Annotated in this window: 15 protein-coding genes; 8 read left to right on the top strand and 7 right to left on the bottom strand. The window is 73.3% G+C overall.

What is annotated here, in order from left to right; translation table 11 throughout:
• Positions 1 to 22 precede the first annotated feature (22 nt).
• Positions 23 to 892: a HalD/BesD family halogenase gene (locus ACZ7P3_RS11335; protein ID WP_472080655.1), complete on the bottom strand. Its 870-nt coding sequence runs from the start codon at positions 890 to 892 to the stop codon at positions 23 to 25.
• A gap of 430 nt (positions 893 to 1,322) precedes the next feature.
• The gene (locus ACZ7P3_RS11330) at positions 1,323 to 1,883 is read right to left on the bottom strand and encodes a nucleoside-triphosphatase (protein WP_472080654.1); all 561 of its coding nucleotides are present in this window, start codon (positions 1,881 to 1,883) and stop codon (positions 1,323 to 1,325) included.
• A 110-nt stretch (positions 1,884 to 1,993) separates the two neighbouring features.
• Here ACZ7P3_RS11330 and ACZ7P3_RS11325 point away from each other — a divergent pair, with 110 nt between their 5' ends.
• Positions 1,994 to 2,446 (top strand): YbhB/YbcL family Raf kinase inhibitor-like protein, encoded by a 453-nt coding sequence (locus ACZ7P3_RS11325; protein WP_472080653.1) that lies wholly within the window; start codon positions 1,994 to 1,996, stop codon positions 2,444 to 2,446.
• Between the two features lie 155 nt (positions 2,447 to 2,601).
• Here ACZ7P3_RS11325 and ACZ7P3_RS11320 read toward each other — a convergent pair whose 3' ends face one another.
• A complete protein-coding gene (locus ACZ7P3_RS11320) occupies positions 2,602 to 3,699 on the bottom strand; it encodes a baeRF2 domain-containing protein (RefSeq protein ID WP_472080652.1) in 1,098 nt (365 codons plus the stop codon).
• 944 nt (positions 3,700 to 4,643) lie between these two features.
• On the opposite strand from ACZ7P3_RS11320, the gene ACZ7P3_RS11315 reads away from it, so the two are divergent.
• Both ACZ7P3_RS11315 and ACZ7P3_RS11310 read left to right on the top strand, forming a co-directional pair.
• On the top strand, positions 4,644 to 4,847 hold the full coding sequence (locus ACZ7P3_RS11315) for a cold-shock protein (RefSeq protein ID WP_210586179.1): 204 nt from the start codon (positions 4,644 to 4,646) through the stop codon (positions 4,845 to 4,847).
• A gap of 173 nt (positions 4,848 to 5,020) precedes the next feature.
• Complete coding sequence (locus ACZ7P3_RS11310; protein ID WP_472080651.1) at positions 5,021 to 6,517, top strand: DEAD/DEAH box helicase; 1,497 nt, start codon at positions 5,021 to 5,023, stop codon at positions 6,515 to 6,517.
• Between the two features lie 94 nt (positions 6,518 to 6,611).
• Here ACZ7P3_RS11310 and ACZ7P3_RS11305 read toward each other — a convergent pair whose 3' ends face one another.
• Positions 6,612 to 7,799, bottom strand: a complete 1,188-nt coding sequence (locus ACZ7P3_RS11305) for a cytochrome P450 (protein WP_472080650.1) — start codon at positions 7,797 to 7,799, stop codon at positions 6,612 to 6,614.
• A 597-nt stretch (positions 7,800 to 8,396) separates the two neighbouring features.
• Between ACZ7P3_RS11305 and ACZ7P3_RS11300 the strand changes: the two genes are divergently transcribed.
• The 5 genes from ACZ7P3_RS11300 to ACZ7P3_RS11280 all read left to right on the top strand — a co-directional run bounded on the left by ACZ7P3_RS11300 (position 8,397) and on the right by ACZ7P3_RS11280 (position 16,431).
• Positions 8,397 to 9,365 carry a cyclase family protein gene (locus ACZ7P3_RS11300; RefSeq protein WP_472081053.1) on the top strand — a complete coding sequence of 323 codons (969 nt, stop codon included), beginning with the start codon at positions 8,397 to 8,399 and terminating at the stop codon, positions 9,363 to 9,365.
• A gap of 139 nt (positions 9,366 to 9,504) precedes the next feature.
• Entirely contained in the window at positions 9,505 to 12,387 is a 2,883-nt protein-coding gene (locus tag ACZ7P3_RS11295; RefSeq protein ID WP_472081052.1) for a SpoIIE family protein phosphatase, read from the top strand.
• Positions 12,388 to 12,532: 145 nt separating this feature from the next.
• Positions 12,533 to 14,080, top strand: a complete 1,548-nt coding sequence (locus tag ACZ7P3_RS11290) for a sugar ABC transporter ATP-binding protein (protein WP_472080649.1) — start codon at positions 12,533 to 12,535, stop codon at positions 14,078 to 14,080.
• Positions 14,077 to 15,201 (top strand): ABC transporter permease, encoded by a 1,125-nt coding sequence (locus tag ACZ7P3_RS11285; RefSeq protein WP_472080648.1) that lies wholly within the window; start codon positions 14,077 to 14,079, stop codon positions 15,199 to 15,201. The genes ACZ7P3_RS11290 and ACZ7P3_RS11285 overlap by 4 nt, the downstream gene beginning before the upstream one ends.
• A 69-nt stretch (positions 15,202 to 15,270) precedes the next feature.
• A complete protein-coding gene (locus ACZ7P3_RS11280; protein WP_472080647.1) occupies positions 15,271 to 16,431 on the top strand; it encodes a substrate-binding domain-containing protein in 1,161 nt (386 codons plus the stop codon).
• Positions 16,432 to 16,492: 61 nt separating this feature from the next.
• Here the strand turns inward: ACZ7P3_RS11280 and ACZ7P3_RS11275 are convergent, their stop codons facing one another.
• From ACZ7P3_RS11275 to ACZ7P3_RS11265, 3 genes are all read right to left on the bottom strand, one after another.
• Complete coding sequence (locus ACZ7P3_RS11275) at positions 16,493 to 16,828, bottom strand: hypothetical protein (protein ID WP_472080646.1); 336 nt, start codon at positions 16,826 to 16,828, stop codon at positions 16,493 to 16,495.
• Between the two features lie 341 nt (positions 16,829 to 17,169).
• Positions 17,170 to 19,017, bottom strand: a complete 1,848-nt coding sequence (locus tag ACZ7P3_RS11270) for a hypothetical protein (RefSeq protein ID WP_472081051.1) — start codon at positions 19,015 to 19,017, stop codon at positions 17,170 to 17,172.
• Between the two features lie 11 nt (positions 19,018 to 19,028).
• Positions 19,029 to 22,925, bottom strand: coding sequence for a vWA domain-containing protein (locus ACZ7P3_RS11265; protein ID WP_472080645.1), 3,897 nt, complete (start codon positions 22,923 to 22,925; stop codon positions 19,029 to 19,031).
• Between the last annotated feature and the right edge of the window lie 4 nt (positions 22,926 to 22,929).

The following is a 22,929-nucleotide window of genomic DNA, read 5'->3' as shown; positions in this document are numbered from 1 at the left end:
GACTACGCGTGCTCGCCGCCCGCTAGTCCAGGAGCCGGTCGCCGCGGACTGCCCGGCCCTCGGCCGCGAGGTGTTCCGGCAGCACCCGGCCGAAGAGCTGCCGGGTCCGTTCCACGCTCCCGATGACGCCGGGGCGCTCGCTGTAGGCGAATATCGCGGAGTGGCGCGCGACCTCGCCGCGCACCGGGCTCACTCGGTGCAGGGAGTAGCGCCCCTTGAACAACTGCAGGTCACCCGGTTGCAGGGGGAGGCGCCGGGTCAACCGCTCGCCCCGGCCGTCCACTACGTCCCGGACGTCGTCGAAATTCTCGTCCTGCGCGGTCCGAATGTTCGGGCAGTACTCGAAGACGCCGCCGGCCTGCGCCTGCTGGGTGAGCATGCTCACGGTGAACTCGTTGGTGTCGAAGTGCCAGGGGTGCTCCATGCCCGGCGCGACGACGTTGAGAACCAGCCCGGAGAGCGGGTCCGCCAGCTCGTGCAGCTCCGGCAGTTCGAAGCAGCGGGCGATGAAGTGCCGGAACACCATGTCGGAGTAGAGCCGGCCGATGAGGGAGTCCGCGGGGATGCGGTCCCGCGCGACGAATGCGTTACCCCGCTCGAAGGTCTTCCGGCCCGGATGGTCCTCCGGCAGCGCCGAGTCCACTGCGATGTTGTAGACGTTCACCGTCTCGACGTCGTGGTGCGCCCGGGGGGCGATGGCCGAGCACTCCTGCCGCAGTACATCGCGCAGCGACGGGCGGATGAAGTCGGGCAGCACCGTGCAGCCGAGAGTCAACAGGTCGCGCCGGGCACGGGAAACCACGGCCTGTCCCCGGGCGCTCGCGAGTTCCGACAGGGGATAGCGGGCCGTGTCGACCACCTGATCAATCGTCAGGACTTTGAAAGAGCGCATTCGATCCTCTCCACATGCGGGCCGCCCCTCTCGCCGGTTCCCCGCCGGCCCGCGGTTCCGCCTCTTACACACACATGGGACGAGTGGCGCGATCCGTGCGGTCGGCCGGACCTCACTCTCGGCTTTTCAGTAACTCGGCTGACAAGAGGGGCACTTGAAATTCCCACAGTGGCGCAGCGTTGTCTGTGTGTAACGTGTCACACCGCCCAACCGTGCGTCACAGCAGGCCTTCGCGCAGGGGCCGCAGTGGCCGTTGCACCCTGCGCGAGGGGCAGCCCGTTGGCGCCGAACCGAGTGGTGAAGGCGATGCCGGCCGCGTACTCGGTGGCAGGCACTGACCCTTGGTAGCGGGTGCCGCCGGTCGCACCTCCCGGGCGACGTCACATCCTGTCGCCCCGACTCGGCTCTCAGCAGGTCGGAGGCCGGTCTCTCATCCGTGAGAGGGAGGCCTTTCGTGCGTCGGGGGCTGCTGCAGTTGGGCCGCGAGCTCCCCCGGCAGGACGTCCCGATTTGCCGGAGTGAGCTGAACGACCTCAATGTCGGCGCGCCGCTTGAGGGCGTCGGTGAACGGATCGCGGTGCGTATGGACCGTGGCGACGACGTCGACCTCGGCGACGAACAGCGCGTCGACCGCGTGCCGGAACGCCGTGCACGCCAGTTCCATCCGCCCCAGCTCGTCGATGAGCACCAGCCGCCCTGTTGCCGCCTCGGTTGCCGCCGGCCGAAGCGACGGCAGCGCCAGTCGTTCCATGACGCTCGGGTCGACGCCGTATCTGCCTACCCGTGGCGGACCGGGCAGGTCGACATGGGCGAGCACTTCCCGTCGGCCTGCCAGGGTCTCCAGGGCGAAACCCACGCGGGCGCCGGACTGCCGGATCTCCTCCGTGGTGAAGCCGGTGGCCGCATGGGTGGGCAGCAGCGCCGCCAGCCGACGCAGGGCGGTCGTCTTTCCCGCGCCAGGGCGGCCCTCGAGCAGGATCCTTGTCGGCACACTGCCATCTTCACCCCAGCTTCCGGAGGCGGCCCGAGTGAGCTCGGCCGAGCGGGGGTTTTGGTGTGCGGACCGGTGCCGGTGCCGCTGTGGCGGGTATGGCGGCGCACATGAGCGGAATTGAACTCAGCAGCACCGCGTTCGACGACAAAACGGTGATCCCCCGTCGGTACAGCGGGGAGGGTGAGAACATCTCACCGCCCCTGACCTGGTCGGGGGTGCCCCACGAGGCCACGGAGCTGGTGCTCCTGTGCGAGGACCCGGACGCGCCGGGGACGACCTTCCTGCACTGGCTGGTGACCGGTATCGATCCGGGGACCACCGGGGCGGCGGAGGGCCAGAAGCCCCAGGGAGGCCTGCCGTGGCCCAACGGCTTCGGCCGCGTGGGCTGGGGAGGGCCGATGCCTCCACCGGGGCACGGGCCGCACCGCTACTTCTTCCGCCTGTACGCCCTGTCCGCGCCGCTGCCGCTGCACGACCACCCGGGCGTCGAGGACGTGCACCGCGCCCTGAAGGGCAGGGAGCTGGCCTCCGGCACCCTGGTCGGGACCTATCAGCGCTGAGCGCGTCACCGCTGGCGGTAGCCATGTGCCCCGTCCGCCGCTCATACGCCGCGCTGCCGCTCCAGCCCAGTGTCGGCGTGTCCCGCGCGCGGCGCGGTCCGAGGCGGTCGGGCGCACGGGGCGAGCCGTGATCCGGGAGGCGCAGCGCGTCGGTTTCAGGACGGGGTTCCCGGGTCGGTGTACCGCAGCAGGGCGCCCACGCCCTCGTACAGCTTCAGCTCGCTCTCCGGTACGACGACCAGCTCGGCACCGGTGCCGACGAGGGCCCGGACGAGGGCCTCGTCGGCGCGTTCCTCGCGCGGGGCCCGCACGCCGAAGGACATCAGTTCCGCCTCGGTCAGGGCGAGCTGAGTGGGCTGGGAGCCCGCCCAGAGCCGCAGCGAAGACCCCGGCAGCCGGTTCAGCAGCAGTGCCGCGACCTGGCCGCGCTGGAGGGCGGCGACGGTGGCGGCCAGCCCCTCCGTCATGGGTCCGTCCAAGGCGCGACGGCCGATGAAGATGTCCACGAGTTCCCGGTCGTGCGCGGCCATGCGGCCGCGGAGGACGGCGTCGAGCTGCGGCTCCAACAGGGCGCGTCCTGTGTCGGTGGGGGTCCGGCCGCCCACGCGTACGACCTTGTCCCGCAGGGTGAGCGGCAGGCGGCGGATCAGTACGTTGCACGCCCACTCGTCCCCGCCCACGACGACGGCGTCGGCATGGGCGCGCCGCGCCCGTTCGTCCAGCCGGTGACCGAGCCGGAGGGAGGTGCGGTGCCAGGTCGCCACCGCGACCCTGCAGTGCAGCCGCTCACCCGGGGTGACGGTGGACGCAGGCCAGGTACCGGTCTCCGCTTCCAGGGTCACCCAGCCGTGGGTCTCGGCCGTCGGAAGGCCGCCGTAGCGGACGACCACGGCCATGTAGGGGATCTCCGGAAGGTGCTGGGTGACCAGGGGCATCGCGTCCGGCAGGGTGCTGTAGCGCGCGGAGTCGTGCTCGGGCGGCCTGGGCAGCTCCCCGTCCAGGACGAGCGTGCCGTGGGCGGCGAAGATGGCCTGACCGTGCACCCCCGGCACCGCTGTGTCGGCGCCGACCACCTCCTCCAGTACGTTCAGCAGCGCCCGGTCCGAGCCCTGACGGGACAGGCTCTCGCGCAGCCGCCCCCAGCGCAGCGCGATCGCCCGGTCGGGATGCTCGACGTTTCGGGAGGTGTCCAGGTACACGGAGGCGAACGGGCCCGGCTCCGCGTAGAGGGGGTCAAGGAACGACAACCTCATCGCCACTCCTCGTCGATGGTCTCCCCTCCTTTGATGATGCGCGCCGCGGGGGCGATGGAGCTCGACGAGCGCAAAGCGGTTCGGGATGCGGGGCGGTCGGGCGCGGCAGCGACCGGCGCATCGTGAGCATGGTGGCGGCGACCAAGCCGTCCGGCACCGCCAAGCCGCGGGCCGGGACGGCAGGCCGCTGAGCGGCCGGGCTCCCTAGCCGGATGAAGGAGCAGTCTGGATGAAGGAGCAGGCTGCGCGGGAGCACCAGATCGTGACGGAGAGACCGCCACGCCCCACGTAAATGCCGCCATGCCCCACGTGAACACCGGTTTCCGGGCCGTATTCGACAGACCGAGCGGCTTCGACAGACCGAGCAGCGCGCTCGTGAGGTCGGATCCGGCACAGGTCCACCCATCCGGAGGCCATCGCGGCACGCATGGAGTTGGATGAGCCGAGCGGTGGCTCAGGCGATGCACGTGGCGGGGAGGGGCTCGAACAGCTCGGAACCGGGGATTCCGGGCCTGTCTTTCGCGGAATCAAAACGGGATGGTCCGAGCCGAGAGGTGCGACCGGCCCTCCGGAGGCGACGAACGGGGCGTGGAGGGCGAGTGCCCGTCGCCGGAGAGGGAGAGGGTGAGTTCTCCCCGTCCGCACCTTGTGTGATCCGAAAGTTCACCCTGCGGACGTATTTTCTTTGACGCCGACCGGTGTATTGATCCCGTGCCCCCACGTGGTCCGGGGCCCTGTGTCGTGGGTGGAGTGGTGCAGATGAGTCCACCGTGCTAAACTTGTTGACAGTTGCAGTTGTGGTTCCCGAAACTTCAAGTGCCTCGGTGACTGTATGTCGCCGGGCATTTTTGTATCTCCGGTGCTTATCCGGACGGGGTTCATTGTGGCAACGCAGGGGTTCACATGGTGTGAACCCGCGGGCACTGCCCCCAAGGAGATGTGACATGGCTACTGGCACCGTCAAGTGGTTCAACGCGGAAAAGGGCTTCGGCTTCATCGAGCAGGACGGCGGCGGCCCGGACGTCTTCGCCCACTACTCGAACATCGCCACCCAGGGCTTCCGTGAGCTCCAGGAAGGCCAGAAGGTGAACTTCGACGTCACGCAGGGCCAGAAGGGCCCGCAGGCGGAGAACATCACTCCCGCCTGACGTCGCAGCGCATGACATAGCTGGGGTCCCGCCTTGAGGCGGGGCCCCAGCTTGCTGTTTCTCGCATTCCGCTGGAATTCTTTTAGTCTCACATTCGGCTCGTTCTTGCAATTCATTCGGCTTATTCCTCGTCGGGAATTCCTTGATGCGTGCCCTGTCGAGGAAGGTTCTCCATGAGCCGTTCAGCTCGCACGAATGACCGTTTCCGCCCACAGGGGAAGGGGCAGGGACAGGGGCGCCCCGGCGCCGGCCGGGGCAACACCGGGCGCCGTCCCTCCGCACCGCAGGGGGAGTTCGCGCTGCCGGTCACCGTCACCCCGGCCCTGCCCCCTGCCGCCACCTTCGGTGACCTGGACATGCCCGTCGAGTTGGTGAAGATGCTCACCGGCCTCGGCCTGAACGAACCGTTCCCGATCCAGGCTGCCACGTTGCCGAACTCCCTTGCAGGGCGCGACGTCCTGGGCCGAGGGCGCACCGGATCGGGCAAGACGCTCGCCTTCGGCCTGGCGCTCCTCGTGCGCACGAGCGGGCAGCGTGCCGAGGCGCGGAGGCCGCTGGCCCTGGTCCTCGTTCCCACGCGCGAGCTGGCGCAGCAGGTCACCGATGTGCTCACCCCGTACGCCCGGTTGCTGAAGCTGCGGCTGGCCACTGTGGTCGGCGGCATGTCGATCGGCAGGCAGGCCGGTGCGCTGCGTGCCGGAGCCGAGGTGGTCGTCGCGACTCCCGGCCGCCTCGCGGATCTCATCGAGCGCAAGGACTGCCGCCTGGACCGGGTGAGCATCACCGTCCTGGACGAGGCCGACCAGATGGCGGACATGGGTTTCATGCCGCAGGTCATCGAACTGCTGGACCAGGTTCGTCCCGACGGCCAGCGCATGCTGTTCTCGGCCACGCTGGACCGCAATATCGACCTCCTGGTCCGTCGTTACCTCCATGACCCGGTCGTCCATTCGGTCGACCCGTCGGCGGGCGCGGTCACCACGATGGAGCATCACGTGCTGGAGGTGCACGGCGCCGACAAGCACGCCACCGCCACCGAGATCGCCGCCCGCGACGGGCGCGTGATCATGTTCCTGGACACCAAGCACGCTGTCGACCAGTTCACCAGGCACCTGCTGAGCAGTGGCGTAAAGGCCGCGGCGCTGCACGGTGGCAAGTCGCAGCCCCAGCGCACCCGCACCCTGGCACAGTTCAAGACCGGCGACGTCACGGTGCTGGTGGCCACCAACGTCGCGGCTCGGGGCATTCACGTCGACGACCTCGATCTCGTCGTCAACGTCGATCCGCCCCAGGACCACAAGGACTACTTGCATCGCGGTGGCCGAACTGCCCGCGCCGGCGAGTCCGGCAGTGTCGTCACGCTGGTCCTCCCCGGCCAGCGCCGGGACATGACCCGTCTCATGTCCGACGCGGGCATCAGGCCGCAGGTCACACAGGTCCGTTCCGGCGAGGCCGAGCTGAGCCGCATCACCGGCGCCCAGGCCCCCTCCGGTGTCCCTGTCGCCGGCAGCGGGCCGGTCGTGGAGCGCCCGAAGCGCGGCGGCGCCCCCTTCCGCGGCCTGGGCACGCGCCCGGGGCGAGCCGGCGGTGGCGGCGGGTCTCGCCGGGACGCCGAGGCCCGCCAGTTGGCCGAGGCCCGCAAGGCCGCCCGGGTCCGTCGTGGCGCATAGGCCGGCCAAGGTGCGCTCGTACGCGTGTGCGTGACTCAGGCCGGCTCGCTTGTGCGTGATTCAAGTCGGCTGGGCGGAGATGACCCCCGTCGCGTCAAGGCTGCACCGGCGCGTCCCAGCGAACTCGTAGAGCCGGGGGCTTCCGGAACACCAGGCCTCTGGGCGCGGTGGGCGAGGCGGGGTCGAGCCGCAGGCCTGGGAGACGGTCGAGGAGTGTGAGGAGGCAGGCCCGGGTTTCCAGGCGGGCCAGGTGGGCGCCCAGACAGAAGTGCGGGCCGTGCGCGAAGGCCAGCTGGAGGCCGGAGTTGTCCCGCCGCAGGTCGAAACGGTCGGGGTCCTGGAAGATCTCGGGGTCGCGGTTCGCGCCGGCGAGGGAGACGACCACCAGATCACCGCGCCGCACGTCGGCCCCGCCGAGCGTCACGTCGGCGGTGGCGTAGCGGTCCACGACCGCCGCGGCGGGTTCCAGACGCAGCGATTCCTCGATCGCCGCGTCGACCAGGTGCGGATCGGCACGCACGAGGGCGAGTTGATCGGGGTGCGCCAGCAAGTGCAGTACGGCGTTGGCGATCATGCCCTCGGTGGTCTCGATACCGCCGAACATCAGCACGGCGGCGTTGGCGACCACCTCCGGCAGCTCCAGGCGCTTGCTCTCGGCCGCAGCGACCAGGAGCGACGCGTCGCCTCCTGCCCTGACCGTCGCCTCGACGCTTCCTCGCAGCTGGTCGAACGCCGCCGCCCCGGCGGGGTTCGCCGACAGCCCGGCGGTGATGTCGGAGACCGCGCTCACGATGGCGTCGTACCAGGACAGCACCGCCTCGGCGTCCGCGCCGACCAAGCCCAGTGATTCGGCCACGACGGCGACGGCCAGTGGCCCGGCCACCTCCCGGCGCAGTTCGGCACGGCCATGCGGCCGGATGCGTTCCACGAGCCGGGCTGCCTCCTGTTCCACGAACCCGGTGAACCGGTCGTGCACCCCTTGCGTGCGGAACGGGTCTGTGAAGGGGGCGCGGTGCCGCTTGTGCTCGGCGCCGTCCACGGAGAGCATGCTCGGACCGACCACCTGGGCGGTGGAGAAGCGGGGGTCGTCCACCGTGAAGGTCGCCGCGTCACGCATCACGCGCAGGGCGAGATGACGCCGGGTCACCAGCCAGCCGCCCAGCACGGGGAGCCACGAGACCGGTTCGCGGGCGCGCAGCAGTGCCAGCCGGGGGTGAGGGTCGTCCTCCAGCTCCGTGAGCGTGGTCGCGGAGCCGAGCGGAAACCGGCGCGCTGTCACCATGGAAGCTCCCCCTCGTGCCCGTTGTACCCGTTCCTGGAATTCCGGTCTCCCCGGAGCCCACTCAGAGCGTATGCGTCTCCGGCGGTGCGTCGAGCCGGGCCCCTGCCATGGGTGACTCGTCCCTGCGGCCGACCTCGCCCCGCACACGCCGGCAGGGTCGGGTCTGCCCCGACGGAGTTCGGCGGACACCCATCGCGACGACCCCGACCAGCACGTGCGGCTCACCGTCCTGGGCTGACGCAGGTGGCGGAGCCGACGGGCCGTACCTGGGCTGACGCGTGTGACGGAACGACCCGGCCTCCCTGGGCTGACGCAGGTGGCGGAGCCGACGGGCCGTACCTGGGCTGACGCGTGTGACGGAACCGGCGGGCCGTACCTGGGCTGACGCGTGTGACGGAACCACCCGGCCTCCCTGGGCTGACGCAGGTGGCGGAGCCGGCGCCCCCAGCCCTCTGGACCGACACCCGTGACGGGAACGGCGGACCGCTCTGGGGCCGGCCCGCGGGACGGAACGGGCGGACCGCCCCGGGCCTGTGCAAAGCTGGATTTCTGATCACGCGGACGATGCTCTTCCGCGTCAGGGAACGGTGAGTGCAGATGACCTCCGGCTCCACCGATGCCCCGGACCCCGGACCGACCGGTACCGGCAACGGGCCCCCCGTCTCCCGTCCGGAGTTCGACGCCCTCTTCGAGTCGGTCCGCGCGTGGGGCCGCTGGGCCCCGGCCGACCGCGGTGCCTGGAACCGTGTGACCGAGGAGTGCGTACGGCGGGCCGTGGCCGCGGTGCGGTCCGGGACGGTCGTACCGCTGGCCCTGCCCTGGAACACCCGGCCAGGCCCGGACAACCCCAGGCCCGCCCTGCACCACCTGACCGATCTCGGGGAGGCCGAGGGCCCGGAGCCCTCCGCGTACAAGGACTTCATCGCCGCCGACTACCACGGCAAGGCGATCACGCATCTCGACGCGCTGTGCCACATCGCCTACCGGGGGCAGCTCTACGACGGTCGGGCGGCGAAGGAGGCCTTCGGTCCGGCGGGGGCCCGCTTCGGCGCCGTCCCGGCGCTCGGGCCCCTCGTCACGAAGGGGGTGCTCCTCGACCTCCCCGTCGTCCTCGGCGCCGGCTGGCTGGAACCGGGGCGGGCCGTGCACGCCGGGGACGTCGTGGACGCGGAGCAGGCGCTGGATGTGAGGATCGGCGAGGGCGACGCGGTATTGCTGCGGACCGGGCGCGTCCGCCGCGGCCGTGAACTGGGCGCCTGGGACGCCGACGCGGCGAGCGCGGGCCTCCATGTGGACGCCGTACCGCTGCTGGCCGAGCGCGGCATCGCGCTGCTCGGGGGAGACGGCGACAGCGATGTGCGGCCCTCGCCCGTGGACGGTGTGCACTCGCCGGTCCACGCCCTCGCCCTGGCCGCCATGGGGGTGCCGTTGCTGGACAACCTCGACCTGGAAGCGCTCTCGGCCGAGGCCGCCGTGGCAGGACGGTACGAGTTCCTGCTCGTCGTGGCACCGCTGAACGTCCCGGGCGGGACCGGCTCGCCGGTCAATCCGGTCGCGGTGCTCTGACGGGCCGTCCCGCCCGGTTGCCCGCGGTCCGGACCTGGTGCACCGTGACTCGCGTCCTCAATGTCCGTATCCTCGTCAATGCCAGATATTTTCCATATTTCACACATGTGGACTGTCCGCGGTGGAAGCGAGGCGGAGCGTGATCCGGTCCGGCGGGGAACCGATACCGGCGGGGCGTGCAACGGCAGGCGGCAGGGGACCCGCTGGCTTTCGTGAGCGGTTTCTCCAGGGCGAGCCGGTCGAGGCGGGCGTACGGACGCCGATCCTGAGTTCCTGGCAGCGCTGCAGGTCGCTCGGGCTGTCGCCGGACCAGGTCGACCTCCCCTTCCGGGAGGACGTCGACCCGGACGAGCGGATCATCCGCGCGGCCGTGCCGGTGCTCGACCGGCTGCAGTCCAGGTTCGCCGGCAGCGCGATGAACATCAGCGTCGCCGACGCGAGCGGGACGGTTCTGCTGCGCCGTTTCGGACAGGCGTCGCTGGCCAGAAGCCTCCCGGCGATCCAGAGCGTCCCGGGGTTCGTGTTCGCCGAGCAGGTCGCCGGCACCAACGGCATCGGCCTCGCGCTGGCGGAGCGCAAGCTCATCCGGGTCTATGGTGCCGAACACTTCGCCGAGCGCTCCCAGGGCAGCGCCTGCCGGGCCATTCCCGTTCGCGACCCGCTCAGCGGCCGTCTCGAGGGCGTCCTGTGCATCGGCTATCCGCGCAGTGCCGACGATCCGGCGCTGGCCACCGTGATCCGCAAGGCGGCCAGGGCCATTGAGCGACGGCTTCTGGGGCAGAGTTCCGCACGCGAGCGCGCACTGCTGTGGGCGTACCTGGCCACCGGCGCGCCTGCAACGCCTCACCGCAGCGTCGGCATGGACGAACTGGCTCTTGAGCTGCATCCCCATGACCGGGCGATCCTCATGGAGAGGGCCGCCGAGCTGATCTCCCGCGCACAGCGGGCCGCGGTCGACGTGTCCCTGCCCACCGGCCGCCGGGTCACACTGGTGAGCCGCCCGATGACGAGTGCCTCCGGAGTGGAGGGCGTCGTCATCGAGGCCGTTCTGCACGGCCCCGCACCGCGCGAGCCCGTCGCCGTCGCGCACCACGTCGACCGGTCGCCGGGCCCTGCCGTCGAGCCCGCCCTGGTCCAGGCCTCCCTCTGGTCCGCGTCCGGCGTCGCCGTGCCCGGGCATCTCCGCCACCTCCCGATGTCCGGGCACCTTCCCGGCACGGCAGCCGGCCGGACAGCCACGGACGGCGGGCATGCCATGGCCGCCGGAGTCGACGGCACGACGGACGACCACCTCGACTCCCCGCCCCCCGCGAGAGGGCTCGTGATGGTGGGGGAGCCGCACGTGGGGACGTACGCCCTGGCCGCGCGCCGGCGTCTGGAGCTGCTGTCGGAGGCCAGCGCCCGCATAGGCACCACCCTGGATGTGCGCCGCACCGCCCAGGAGCTCGCCGAGACGGCGGTGCCGCGCCTGGCCGACTTCGTCACCATCGACCTGCCCGAGGCCGTACTGCACGGCGAGGAGTCCACCGATCCCCGCGGAGATCTGCGCCGTGCGGTGGTCCACGGCATCCGCGACGACTGCCCCTTCATACCGGTCGGCACCCGGATGGACTACGGCCCGACCGTGCCCCACCTGCGGTGTCTGACCAGCGGACAGGCGGTGCTGGAGCCGGACCTGAAGCTCGCCGCGGGCTGGCTCGCGCACGAGCCCGAGCAGACCGAGCAGCTGCTGAGCCACGTCCACTCCCTCATCGCGGTGCCCCTCGTCGCCCGGGGCGTCGTGCTGGGCGTCGTCGCCTTCTACCGTGCGCAGACGCAGAATCCCGCCCCGTTCGGGGACGACGACCGCTCGCTGGCCCAGGAACTCGCCGCCCGCGCCGCACTGTCCATCGACAACGCGCGGCGCTACACCCGCGAACGCGCCATGGTCCTGGCCCTGCAGCGCAGCCTGCTCCCGCAAGGCCTGCCGGACCAGGCGGCCGTGGAGGTCGCGCACCGCTACCTGCCCGCCGAGTCCGACGTCGGCGGGGACTGGTACGACGTCATCCCCCTGTCCGGCACCCGCGTCGGCCTCTTCGTCGGCGATGTCGTGGGCCACGGCATGCTCTCCGCCGCGACCATGGGCCGGCTGCGCACCGCCGCACGCAGCTTCGCCGAACTCGACTTTCCCCCCGACGAGGTCCTCATCCAGCTCGACAACGTCGTGGGACGCCTGGACCGGGAGGAGTCCGCGGCCGACGGCGCCGGCGTCGTCGGCGCGACCTGCCTGTACGCCGTCTACGACCCGACCACGCAGCGGTGCACCATGGCCCGTGCGGGTCACCCCCCGCCCGCACTGGTGGGCCCCGACGGCACCGTGTCGTTCCCCGACCTGCCCGCGGGACCCCCTCTCGGCCTCGGAGGTCTGCCGTTCGAATCCGCCGAGATCGACCTCCCCCAGGGCAGCCAGCTGGTCCTCTACACCGACGGACTCATCGAGGACCGGCACCGCGACGTCGACCTGGTCCTCGACCAGCTGCGCGGCGCCCTGGCCCACCCGGAGCGCGCACCCGAGGAGACCTGCCAGGCGGTACTGGACACCGTGGCACCCGCCCACCCCCGTGACGACATCGCCCTGCTCGTCGCCCGCACCCACGCCCTCGACCCCGGGCGGATCGCCACCTGGGACCTGCCCGCCGACCCCGCCCTGGTCAGCGAGGTGCGCGCCGCGGCCCTGCGGCAGCTGGCCGACTGGGGACTCGACGAGGCCGCGTTCGCCGCGGAACTGATGCTCAGCGAACTGGTCACCAACGCCATCCGGCACGGCGCGGGACCCATCCGGGTACGGCTCCTCCATGACCGCACCCTGATCTGCGAGGTCGCCGACACCAGCAACACCGCCCCCCACCTGCGCCGGGCGGCCACCACCGACGAGGGCGGACGCGGCCTGTTCCTCGTCGCGCAGCTGTCGCAGAGCTGGGGCACCCGCTACAACCCGCAGGGCAAGGTCATCTGGGCCGAGTGCGAGCTGGCCGGCGTCTGACGAGCCGGCCGGCGTCTGAAGCGGTGCGCTGACCCGTTGGAGCCACAGCGCACGGCAGGGTGTCTGAAATGCTGTGATATCGGCCGTTACTATCGCTGGTACCAGTCGGGAAGAACTTCGCCGGTCCGACCCCCCGGAGATGTCCGTGCACGACGCTCACGACACCTCTGCCGAGGCCCTGCCGCCCTGCGCGACGGAACCTCTCGTCCGTATCCGCGGGCTCGGCAAGCGGTTCGGCGGGACCCTCGCGCTCGCCGGGGTCGACCTCGATGTCCACGCCGGCAGCGTCCTCGCCCTCCTCGGCCCCAACGGAGCCGGAAAGTCCACCCTCATCAAGGTGCTCGGCGGCGTCCACCACGCCGACTCGGGGCGGATCACGGTGGACGGCCACCCGCTCGGCAGCCATGCCGCTTCCCGCAGCATGTCCTTCATCCACCAGGATCTCGGGCTGGTGGAATGGATGACGGCCGCCGAGAACATCGCGCTGGGCACCGGATACCAGCGTCGCGCCGGACTGATCTCCTGGCGGCGCACCCGGGAGCGCTGCGCCGGGGCGCTGCGGCTCGTCGCAGCCGATCTCGATCCCGACGCACCGGTCTCAGACCTCGCACCCGCCGAGCGGTCCCTGGTCGGCATCGCCCGGGCCCTCGCGTCGCGGGCCCGGCTCATCGTCCTCGACGAGCCGACCGCCCGTCTCCCCGCCGCCGACTGCGCCCGGCTGTTCCGCGTCCTGCACGACCTGCGCGACCGCGGGCACGGCATCCTCTACGTCAGCCACCGCCTGGACGAGGTGTACGAGGTCGCCGACACCTTCGCCGTCCTGCGTGACGGCCGCCTGGTCAGCCAGGGCCCGCTGGCCGGCCACAGCCCGGCCCGTCTGGTCCACGACATCATCGGCGCGGAACCGGCCGGCCACCGCCCCGCCGCCACCCCGTCCGGCGGTCCGGTCGTCCTGGCCCTCGACGGGGTACGGACCGCCGCCGCGGGACCGGTCGGCCTGGAGCTTCGGGCCGGCGAAGCGGTGGGGCTGGTCGGCCTCTCGGGTGCCGGACACATGGACCTGGGACGAGTCCTCGCGGGTTCCCGGCCCCTCCTCGGCGGGCGGGTCCTCCTCGGCGGCCGCCCCTACAGGCCCCGTACGGTCGCCGACGCCGTCCGGCTCGGCGTCGCCCTCGTGCCCGGCGACCGACAGCTGGAAGGCTGCCTGGCCGGGCTGACCGTCCGGGAGAACCTCCTGGCCAACCCCCGCGCGGGGGGCCTGCCGGCACTGCGCTGGATCGCTCCCCGCCGGGAACGCGCCGAGGCCGCCACCCTGATCGAACGGTTCTCGGTACGTCCCCGCGACAGCGAGGCCCCCATCGCCACCCTGTCCGGCGGAAACCAGCAGAAGGTCATGATCGGCCGGTGGCTCCGAGTGGGCCTGCGCCTGCTGATCCTCGAGGAACCGACGGCGAGCGTGGACGTCGGCGCCAAGGCCGCGATCCACCGCCTCCTCGACCGGGCACTGACCGCCGGCCTCGCGGTCCTGCTCATCTCCACCGACTTCGAGGAGGTCGCGGACGTGTGCCGGCGCGCCCTGGTCTTCGTCCGCGGAACCGTGACCGCCGAGCTGAGCGGTCCGCATCTCACGGCCGCGGCGCTCACCCGGGCGGCTTCGGCCGTGCCTGCCTCCGGAACCGCGACGAACCCGTGACGGCCGCGCCCTCCCCGCCCCCGCCCCGGCCGCGCCCGCCGCGCCGGGGCCCGCTGAGCCGACTCGGCCGAAGGGGCGGCCGGGCCGGGCACCTCATCGGCGCCTACGGCCTCCTGGCCCTCACGGTCCTGCTCTTCCTCGTCTTCTCCGTCACCCTGCCGCGCACCTTTCCCACCCTGGACACCCTCGACTCGGTCCTGTCCACCCAGTCGATCCCGGCCGTCCTCGCACTCGCGGCCATGGTCCCCATCGTGACCGGCGCGTTCGACCTCTCCATCGGCTACGGCCTCGGTCTGGCGCACGTCATGGTGATGCACCTCCTCGTCACCGACGGGTGGCCCTGGCCGTTGGCCTGTCTCTCCGTGATCGCCGGAGGGGCCGTCGTGGGCGTGCTCAACGGTGTGATCGTCGAGTTCGGGCGGATCGACTCCTTCATCGCCACGCTCGGGACCGGCACCATGATGTACGCCGTGACCGGCTGGATCACCGGCGGCGGCCGGATCGTCCCCGGTCCGCACGGCCTCCCCGCCGCCTTCACCGACCTGTACGACTCCACGTTCCTGGGCCTTCCGGTCCCCGCCTTCTACGTGGTCGCCCTCGCGGTCGCCCTCTGGCTGCTCCTGGAACGGCTCCCGCTCGGCCGGTACCTCTACGTCATCGGGTCGAACCCGCGCGCCGCCGGCCTCGTCGGCATCCCGACCCGCAGATACACCGTCCACGCCTTCGCCGCATCGGGGCTGATCGTCGGTTTCGCCGGAGTGCTGCTCGCCGCCCAGCAGCAGATCGGCAACCCGAGTGTCGGCCTCGACTACCTGCTGCCCGCCTTCGCCGGCGCCCTCCTCGGCTCCACCGCGATCAGACCCGGCCGGCCCAACGCCATGGGCACCCTCGTAGCCGTCGCCGTCCTCGCCGTCGGCCTCACCGGGATCGCGCAGCTGGGCGCGGACTTCTGGACGGTCCCGCTGTTCTACGGGGGCACCCTGCTCCTCGCCGTCGGCCTGGCCGGCTACTCCGCCCGCCGTCGACTGCGCACCGGTGCCGTCGCGGCCCGCGACGCACCCGCCGACGCACCCCGGCCGCCGACCGCCCCGGACGACGGCGCGGCGGGCAGCACTCCTTGACCCACGCCGCGCGCCCCATCTCCGCGCCCAGGGCGCATCCTCCCGCCCGTCCCCCAGCGAGGAGCATCCGTGCACCACCACCGCAAGGCCGCCCCCGGCGTCCTCAAGCCCCGGTGCGCCGCCGCCCTGCTGGTCGTGGCCACCGTCCTGGCGGGCTGTGAACGCGGCTCGTCGAACGGTCCGGCGCCCACCCCCTCGGGGCCGAGCGGCTGCCCCGGGGCTCACGCCAGGGCCCGGGCCGCCGTCGACCGGGCGGAGCGGACCGACATCCCGTGGAACGGCCCGGCCAGCGGCCCCGTGGCAGTGACCGGCAAGACCATCGTCTACGTCGCCCAGACCATGACCAATCCCGGAGTCGCGGGCGTCGCCGGCGCTGTGCGGCAAGCCGCGGGCGTCATCGGCTGGAAGGTCCGGGTGATCGACGGCGGCGGCACCCCCGCAGGCATCCAGGCGGCGATGAGCGAGGCCGTGGCCCTCAGACCCTCGGGCATCGTCATCGGCGGCTTCGACCCCGACGCGACGTCCCAGCAGGTGGCACGGGCCGAGGCGGCACGCATCCCGCTCGTCGGCTGGCACGCGGTCGCGTCCCCCGGCCCCAGCCGACGGCCCCCGCTCTTCACCAACATCACCACGAAGGTGGAGGACGTCGCGGGAGCCAGCGCGCAATGGGTCATCGCGCGCTCGAACGGCAGAGCCGGGGTCGTGCTCTTCACCGATGCCTCGATCCCCTTCGCCCAGCACAAGTCCGAACTGATCAGGAAGGAACTCGCCACCTGCCAAGGCGTGAAGCTGCTGGCGTACGAGAACATCCCGATCCCGGACGCCAGCAGCCGCACTCCGCAGGAGGTCTCCTCACTCCTCTCCCGCTTCCCCGACCGGTGGACGTATTCGGTCGCCATCAACGACCTGTACTTCGCCGATGCCGCCCCGGCCTTCCGTGCCGCGGACAGGAAGGGCGCCGGGCCGCCCCTCAACATCGGCGCCGGGGACGGCGACCCGTCCGCCTTCGAGCGCATCGGCAACGAGCAGTACCAGGCGGCCACCGTGCCCGAGCCGCTGTCCCTGCAGGGCTGGCAGACCGTGGACGAGTTCAACCGCGCCTTCTCCGGCCGCCCCGCCAGCGGCTATGTGGCCCCGGTCCACATCACCACGGCCGACAACGCCGACGGTGCCACGGCCTGGGACCCGTCGGGCTACCGGGAGGCGTACCGGAGGATCTGGGGCAGGTGACGACGAGATCCGGGGCACGCGACGACGGCCCCGCTCCTTCGACGCCCCGCTCGGCGGCGTGCTAGCCGATGATGATCACTGCACCTCCAGGGTTGAAGAAGAAGCCGTGGTGGTCGAAACGGAATCCGTGGTCGAAACGGAACCCGTGATTGAAGCCGAATCCGTGATTGAAGCGGAACCCGTGGTTGAAACCGAATCCATGGTTGAAACCGAATCCGTGGTCGAAGCAGCCTCCGCCCCGGTCGCCCCGGTCGCCGCACCCGCCCGTGGTCACGCGGGTGTGCACGGCGGGGGCCGCTGCCGAGGCCGGGCCCGCCGCGCCGATCGCTGCGCCGCCGGCCAGCAGAACGCCGACCGCGGACACCGCGGCGAGACGCGTCGCACGTTGTGCTCGCATGATGGATGCACCTGCCTTCCCTCCTCTCGCGCACCTCACAGCGCCACGAGAGGACCAGCCGCAGTCGCAAGAGGCAGCCGCGGCCGCATGAGAGCAGCGCCCCGGTCGCGGGCGGCGCGACCGGGGCGTACCCCCGGGTGTCGTACCCCGGGTTGCGGCTCTCTTCATGGGTACGCGGCCGACGCCCTTCGGGATTGCCCCTTTCGCGGGAAGCCCGCACGCCGGCGTCGCGCCGGACGGGGAGTCCGCCCGCCGGTGCTGCGCCGGAGGGCGGGAAGTCCGCCCGGCGGTGTCGCGCCGGAGCGGGCGGGCCGCCCGTCAGGGCCGCCGCCCCGAACGCCTCAGGCGCCCCAGGCCGCGGCGCACAGCGCGCGGTCCACCTCGTCGGTGTAGCGGGCCGCCGCCAGCCAGGCCCGGGCGAACCGGTCCGCGTCCGCCGGGAGCAGCCGGCCGAAGACATCGCGTGAGCGCTCCGCCGCAGCCGAATGCAGTTCGTCCAGCAGGTCGCCCGCCGTCGCGAGACCGTGGCTGCTCAACCGCCGGACGTCGGCGGCCGTGCTCCCGGGGAAGGACAGCACGAGCCGACCGCCCGAGGCCGCCTGCTGCACCCGGCGGCGCAGCAGGTGCACGGGGGCCTCCTCGGGCGGGGGCGCGACGGCCGCGGGCGCCGGGCCGGTGGGTGCGGCGGAGGCGGGCGCGGGCAGGTCGGCGTGGAGCAGCCGGTCCAGACCCGCGTCGAGCCGGGTGCCGGGGACGGTGGGGTGCTCGGTCGCCAGCAGCAGGGCACGGGGGTGCGGGGCCGGAGTGAGCCGGGCGACGATCCGGAGCCTGCTGTCCCTGGCCGCGGCCAGCAGACGGAGGTTGTCGCGGTGGGGGAGCGCCGGGTGGTCGTGAGCGGCCGAGAGCCGCAGGGGGATGCCGTCGCAGTGTGCGAGGAGGCAGTCGCCCGCCACCTCACGGACCGTTCCGGCGAGGGTGACCTCCAGGAAGAGCAGGTCGGTCCCTCCGGCCAGGGTGCGGGCCACCTGTTCGGCGGCCGGTACCGCCCAGAGCCGGTCCAGGGGCTCCGCCCGCCACTCGGCACCGGACGCGCGGACCGCCCGTACGCCCGCGCCCGCGCCGAGCCGGCCCGCCGGGGAGACCGTGGCCCCCGACACCGCGAGCCCGGCCCGGGACAGTTCGCGGTGGGTCAGCGCCGTGTCCCCGACGCGGACGGCCCGGTCGGCCGCGCCCACGGCCCGCCCCGCACCGCCCGGAGCCACGTCCGACACCTGGTACAGCCGGCCCTCGGCATCGGCGGTCCAGGTGACGGCGCCCGCGTAGCCGCTCGCCGTGAGCACCGGCTCGGAGAAGAGGCCGTACAGCCGCAGCGAGCCGTCCGGGCGGTACGGCTGCCGCACCGTGCCGCGCAGCTCGGTCAGTTCGCGGCCTTCGGCGCGCGGGACGCGGTGGGCCGCCGACAGGGCGTCGCGGAGCGCGCCGACGAGGTCGGCGAGGCGGTGGGCCGGGTCGGCCGAGCGGGCCGCGCGTACCGCCGTGACCACGGAGACGGCCGTGGCGGCGGCCCGGGGGAGCCCCGCGAGCCGCGCCGTGTGCGCGGCGCGCAGCAGTTCCGCCTGGAGCACCGCCCCGGAACCGTCCGTACCGGCCTCGAGCACGGCGGTCGCGGCCGTGTGCAGGGCATGGGCGGCGGCGCGCTGCTCGGGGGTGGCCCGCTCGGGCGGCTCCTGGTCCGGCTGGGCCTGCGCACCCTTCTCCGCAGCCGCAGCCGCAGCCGCAGCCGCAGCCGCAGTCGGAGCGGGAGCCGGAGCCGCGGCCGCACCCGCACCGGTGGGCGCCTGTTCGGAGCGGGTGGCTGTGTCCGGTTCCGTGATCAGCTCCGCGTCCGGTTCCGTGTCCGGTTCCGCGATCGGTGCCGCCGAGGCCGCCGCGGCGCGGTGCAGACAGTCCGGGGCCAGCAGACAGCCGCAGCGGACGGCGTCCGCGCCGGTCACCGTGCCGCCGGGGGCGTGCAGTTCGACGTCGGTGCTGTCGTCGACGGCGATGCGCACGGTGTCGCCGTCGCGCACGGCCGGGCGGTCCGCCAGCTTGGCGATGCCCGCGTCGAGCCGCTTGCGCAGCCGGGGCGAGAGGGCGGCGACGAGTTCGGCGGTCACGGCCGGGGCGACCGGGGGCAGACCAGGGCTCATGCGATCCTCGCTCATGCGATCTTCTCCCCTACCCAGCGGGCGAGTTCGAGCGGACTGAGGGCGGCGACCGGCATCCCGGCGGCGACCAACTGACTCGCGATCCCGGTGGAGTACCGAGGGCGGCCTGAGTCGTCCAGGCTTGCGCAGCCGAGGACCTGGCAGCCGGCCCCGACCAGTGCGCGGACCTCGGCGAGCAGTCCGCCGAGCGGGTAGCCCTCCTCGAAGTCGCTGACCACCACGACGAGCGAACGCGAGGGCACGGTGACCAGGTCCCGTGCGTGGCGCAGTCCGGCCGCGATGTGGGTGCCGCCGCCCACGCTGACCTCCAGCAGCAGCGACAGCGGATCCTCGACATGGTCCGTCAGGTCGATGACCTCGGTGGAGAAGGCCAGGAAGTGGGTGGACAGGGTGGGCACCCCGGCCAGCACGGAGGCCGTGATCGCCGCCCAGACGGTGGACGCCTCCATGGACCCCGACACGTCGGTGACCAGGATCAGCCGCCAGTCGGCGGCCTTTCGCGCCCGGGTGCGGAAGACGGGACGTTCGGGAATGACCTGGACCGTGCCGTCCGGGGCGCGGCGCGCAGTGGCCAGGTTGGCCCGCAGCGTGCGGGACAGGTCGAGGCCGCCGCCCGGGCGCCGGCTGGGGCGGGGCAGCGCGGCGCCGTGCAGGGCAGGGCGCAGCCGGGTGGCAAGCTGCCGGGTCAGCGCGTCGACCAGGCGCCGGACCAGGGGGCGCAGTGCGGCCAGCCGTGCCTCCGGCAGCCCGCCCGCGTGCCGGAGCACCGAACGCAGCAGATCGACGGAGGGGCGGACGGAATCCGGGTCGAGTTCCGCGAACGCCTCCGGCCGTCCCGCCGCTGCGGCCGCGGCCAGCACCTCCTCCCGGATGCCCGGCCCGAACAGTGCCGCCAGCTCCTCGGACCACTCCCGTACGCCGGGATACGGCGCCTCCCGTCCGCCGGGCCCACCACGGGTGAGGTCGCCCCGGGAGCCCTCGCCGCGTCCGCTGCCGTACAGCTCGTCCAACGCCGTCGCCAAGGCGCGGGCGGACGAGGGGAGCCGGTCGGTGCTGCGGCCCAGGACGAGACGCCAGCGATCGGCCGGGGCGAGCCGGTGGTCACCGCCGGAGGCGGGGTCGCCGGGGCCGTCGGAGCCGGCAGGGGACGCCTGAGGCAGCCGGGGCGGCGGAAGCAGTCCCCAGGCTTCCAGGGCCTCGCGGGCCGCGAGGTCGGCCCGGGTCCAGGTGGCCAGCGCGAGCGGATCGACGGCGCCGGTGTCGGCCAGGTGCCGCTCGCCCAGGCGTTCCTCGACGGTGGACAGGAGCCGGTCGCGCGCGGCCGGGCTGAGCGTGTCGAAGCCGCCCCTCAGTGCGGGCAGCCGGTCCAGGAAGTCCCGGTCGGACAGCTGTGAGACCCGGCCCAGCAGCGGTTCCAGCGCGGGCGCCGCCGACTCGAGCAACTGCCCCGCCGCCGTGAGCAGCCCGCTGAGCCGTGCGGAGAGCGCCGAGCGGGACTCGGGGTCACCGGCCCCGTCGACCCAGGACGCCACCCGGTCGCCGAAGCCGCGCGGATCCTCGTGCCCGAGCAGCACGCGGACGGCTCCGGCCGCGCCGCGCATCAACGGGGAACCGCCGGCGGCCAGCCGGGCGAGCGCGTCGGTGAGCCGTATTCCCCCCAGCAGGTCGGCCCGGTGGGCCAGTTCCAGCAGGGCATGGGCGTCGGCGGGATCCTCGGAACCGGTGAGACCGTCGACCTGACGCACGGCGGCGGCGGTGAGCAGCTCGGCCACGGCCGCCGCACGCTCCGTACGGTCCCCGTCCGCCGGAAGGCCCGCGATGTGTCCGGCGCGCAGCCGGTCCATCAGGGCCAGACCGGCGAGCAGTTCGGGGAGGGTCCCGGCGTTCGGCAGCACGTCGGCGACGTCCGCCAGCCGCTCGTCCGTGAGACCGCCGAGCCCGCACCGGGCCGCCTGCTCCAGGCCGGGCAGGACCTGCGCCGGGGTGGGCCCGCCCTCGTCCCGCTCCCTGCGCCGGCGCTCGCGCAGCAGGCCCTCGACGGCCTGGGCGGGGGTCACCCCGCGGATCCCGGCGGCGGTCAGCATGGCCGCCGTGGCGGGCGTCCAGCGCACCTCCCAGCGGGAGGTCAGCGCCTCGGCGCCGCCCGCGCCCGCGACCTGTTTCGGCTCCGCGTACGGCACCCCGCACACCGTCAGGCGGTGCAGCAGGAGTTCGCGGCGGCGGTCCAGATCGGAGCGCAGCGGGTCGAGGCGCAGGTCGCGGGCGGTGCCCGGGCCGGAGTCCGCCGGGCCGGGAAGGCCCAGCGCGGCGATCTCGGCCTCGACCGCCGGTGCGAGCCCGCTGCGGGGCGCCTGCGGTGCCGGACGGCCGGCGCGGCTGCCGACGAGCACCTTCTCCATCGCCCGTGCGACGGCCCGCCCCCGCCCGTACGGCTCGCCCTGCGCGAGCACCGTCTGCACGGCCTCGGCCAATTCGCCCCGGCCCGCCGCCGGCAGTCCCCGGAGCCGGGCCAGGTCACCCGCGAGCCGTACGATCTCCCGCGCGTCGGCGGGCCCGGACGGGTGCCCGAGCGCCCGCAGTTCGGCACACACCCGTACGGCCGCCCCGGTCAGCGCCTCCTCCAGAGCAGCCGGGGCACCGGCGGCCTCCAGCACCCTGTGCTGCCACTCGGGGTCCCGGATACCGGCGGGGTATCCGGAGCGCTCGTCGAGCAAGGCGTACGTGTAGGGGATGAGGGAGGTGGCCCACGCCGAGGCCGCGGGGGCGGTCCGGTCGTTCTGGTTGTCGGTGGGTGTGAGTGGTGGTGGGGCGGTCCGGTCGTTGTGGTTGTCGGTGGGTGTGAGTGGTGGTGGGGCGGTCTGGCCGTTGTGGTTGTCGGTGGGTGTGAGCGGTGCTGAGGTCGGCCGGCCGTTTTTGGCGGGTGTGAGCGGTGGAGAAGTGGGCCGGTCGAGCTGGTTGTCGGTGAGTGTGAGCGGTGCCGGGTTGGGCCGGTCGTCCCGGCTGTCGGTGGAGGGCAGCAGCGCCGGGGCGTGGAAGGCACCCACCACCACGGCGGCACGCTCGCCGTTCGCCGTGGCCGCGGCCAGGCACGACCGCATCCACTGCTCCCGCCGCAGGTCCAGCTCGGGCACACCGCCCGAAGCCGCCGCCTCCTCGCGCAGTGCCCACCCGGTGAGCAGCGCGGCCCGCCGCAGGGCCTCCGGCGGTGAGCCCGGGGCGGTGGCCTCGACCAGCCGGTCCCAGAGGTCGTCACCGGGGCGTCCGGTGAGGCGGGAGCGGAGCGCGGCGGTGAGGCCGCCGACGCCGGGGCCCTCTGCCGTCCCGCCGGAGCCGCTTTCCGTCCCGCCGGAGCCGCCTGCCATCCCGCCGGGGCCGCTTTCCGTCTCGGCGGGGCTGCTTTCCGTTCCGGCGGGGCTGCTTTCCGTTGCGGCGGGGCCGTCTGGCGTCCCGCCGGGGCCGCTGCCCGGCTCCGGTGGGCGTCCGTGTTCCGAACCGGTGCCGGGCGCACCGGTCGGCGGCTGCGTCCGCCACGCCCGGTCCGCGAGCGGCAGGTCGCAGGCGATGACCGGAACGCCGTGCTGTGCCGCCCACCGCACCGCCACCAGTTCCGGGGAGAAGTCCGCGAAGGGGTAGAAGGCCGGGCCGCCGCCCCCGTCGCCGGGTGCGGCGGCCAGGGCGACCGGCGCCCGGGTCTCCTCGTGGGCGAGCCAGGGCAGCCAGTCCTGCAGTTCGGCGGGCAGCTCGACCAGCAGGACATCCGGCTTCGCCGCGTCCAGCAGCGCCGGTACGGCCGCGGCCAGGGACGGCGCATGGTGCCGTACACCGATGAAACAGGGCGCCGCCGGGTCGGTGAGGGCCAGGACGGCCGCCTCGGGAGAAGCGTGGGGCACGGCC

The sequence above is a fragment of the Streptomyces sp. NPDC107581 genome (assembly GCF_055657175.1).
This window is presented reverse-complemented; position numbering and strand designations above follow the sequence as displayed.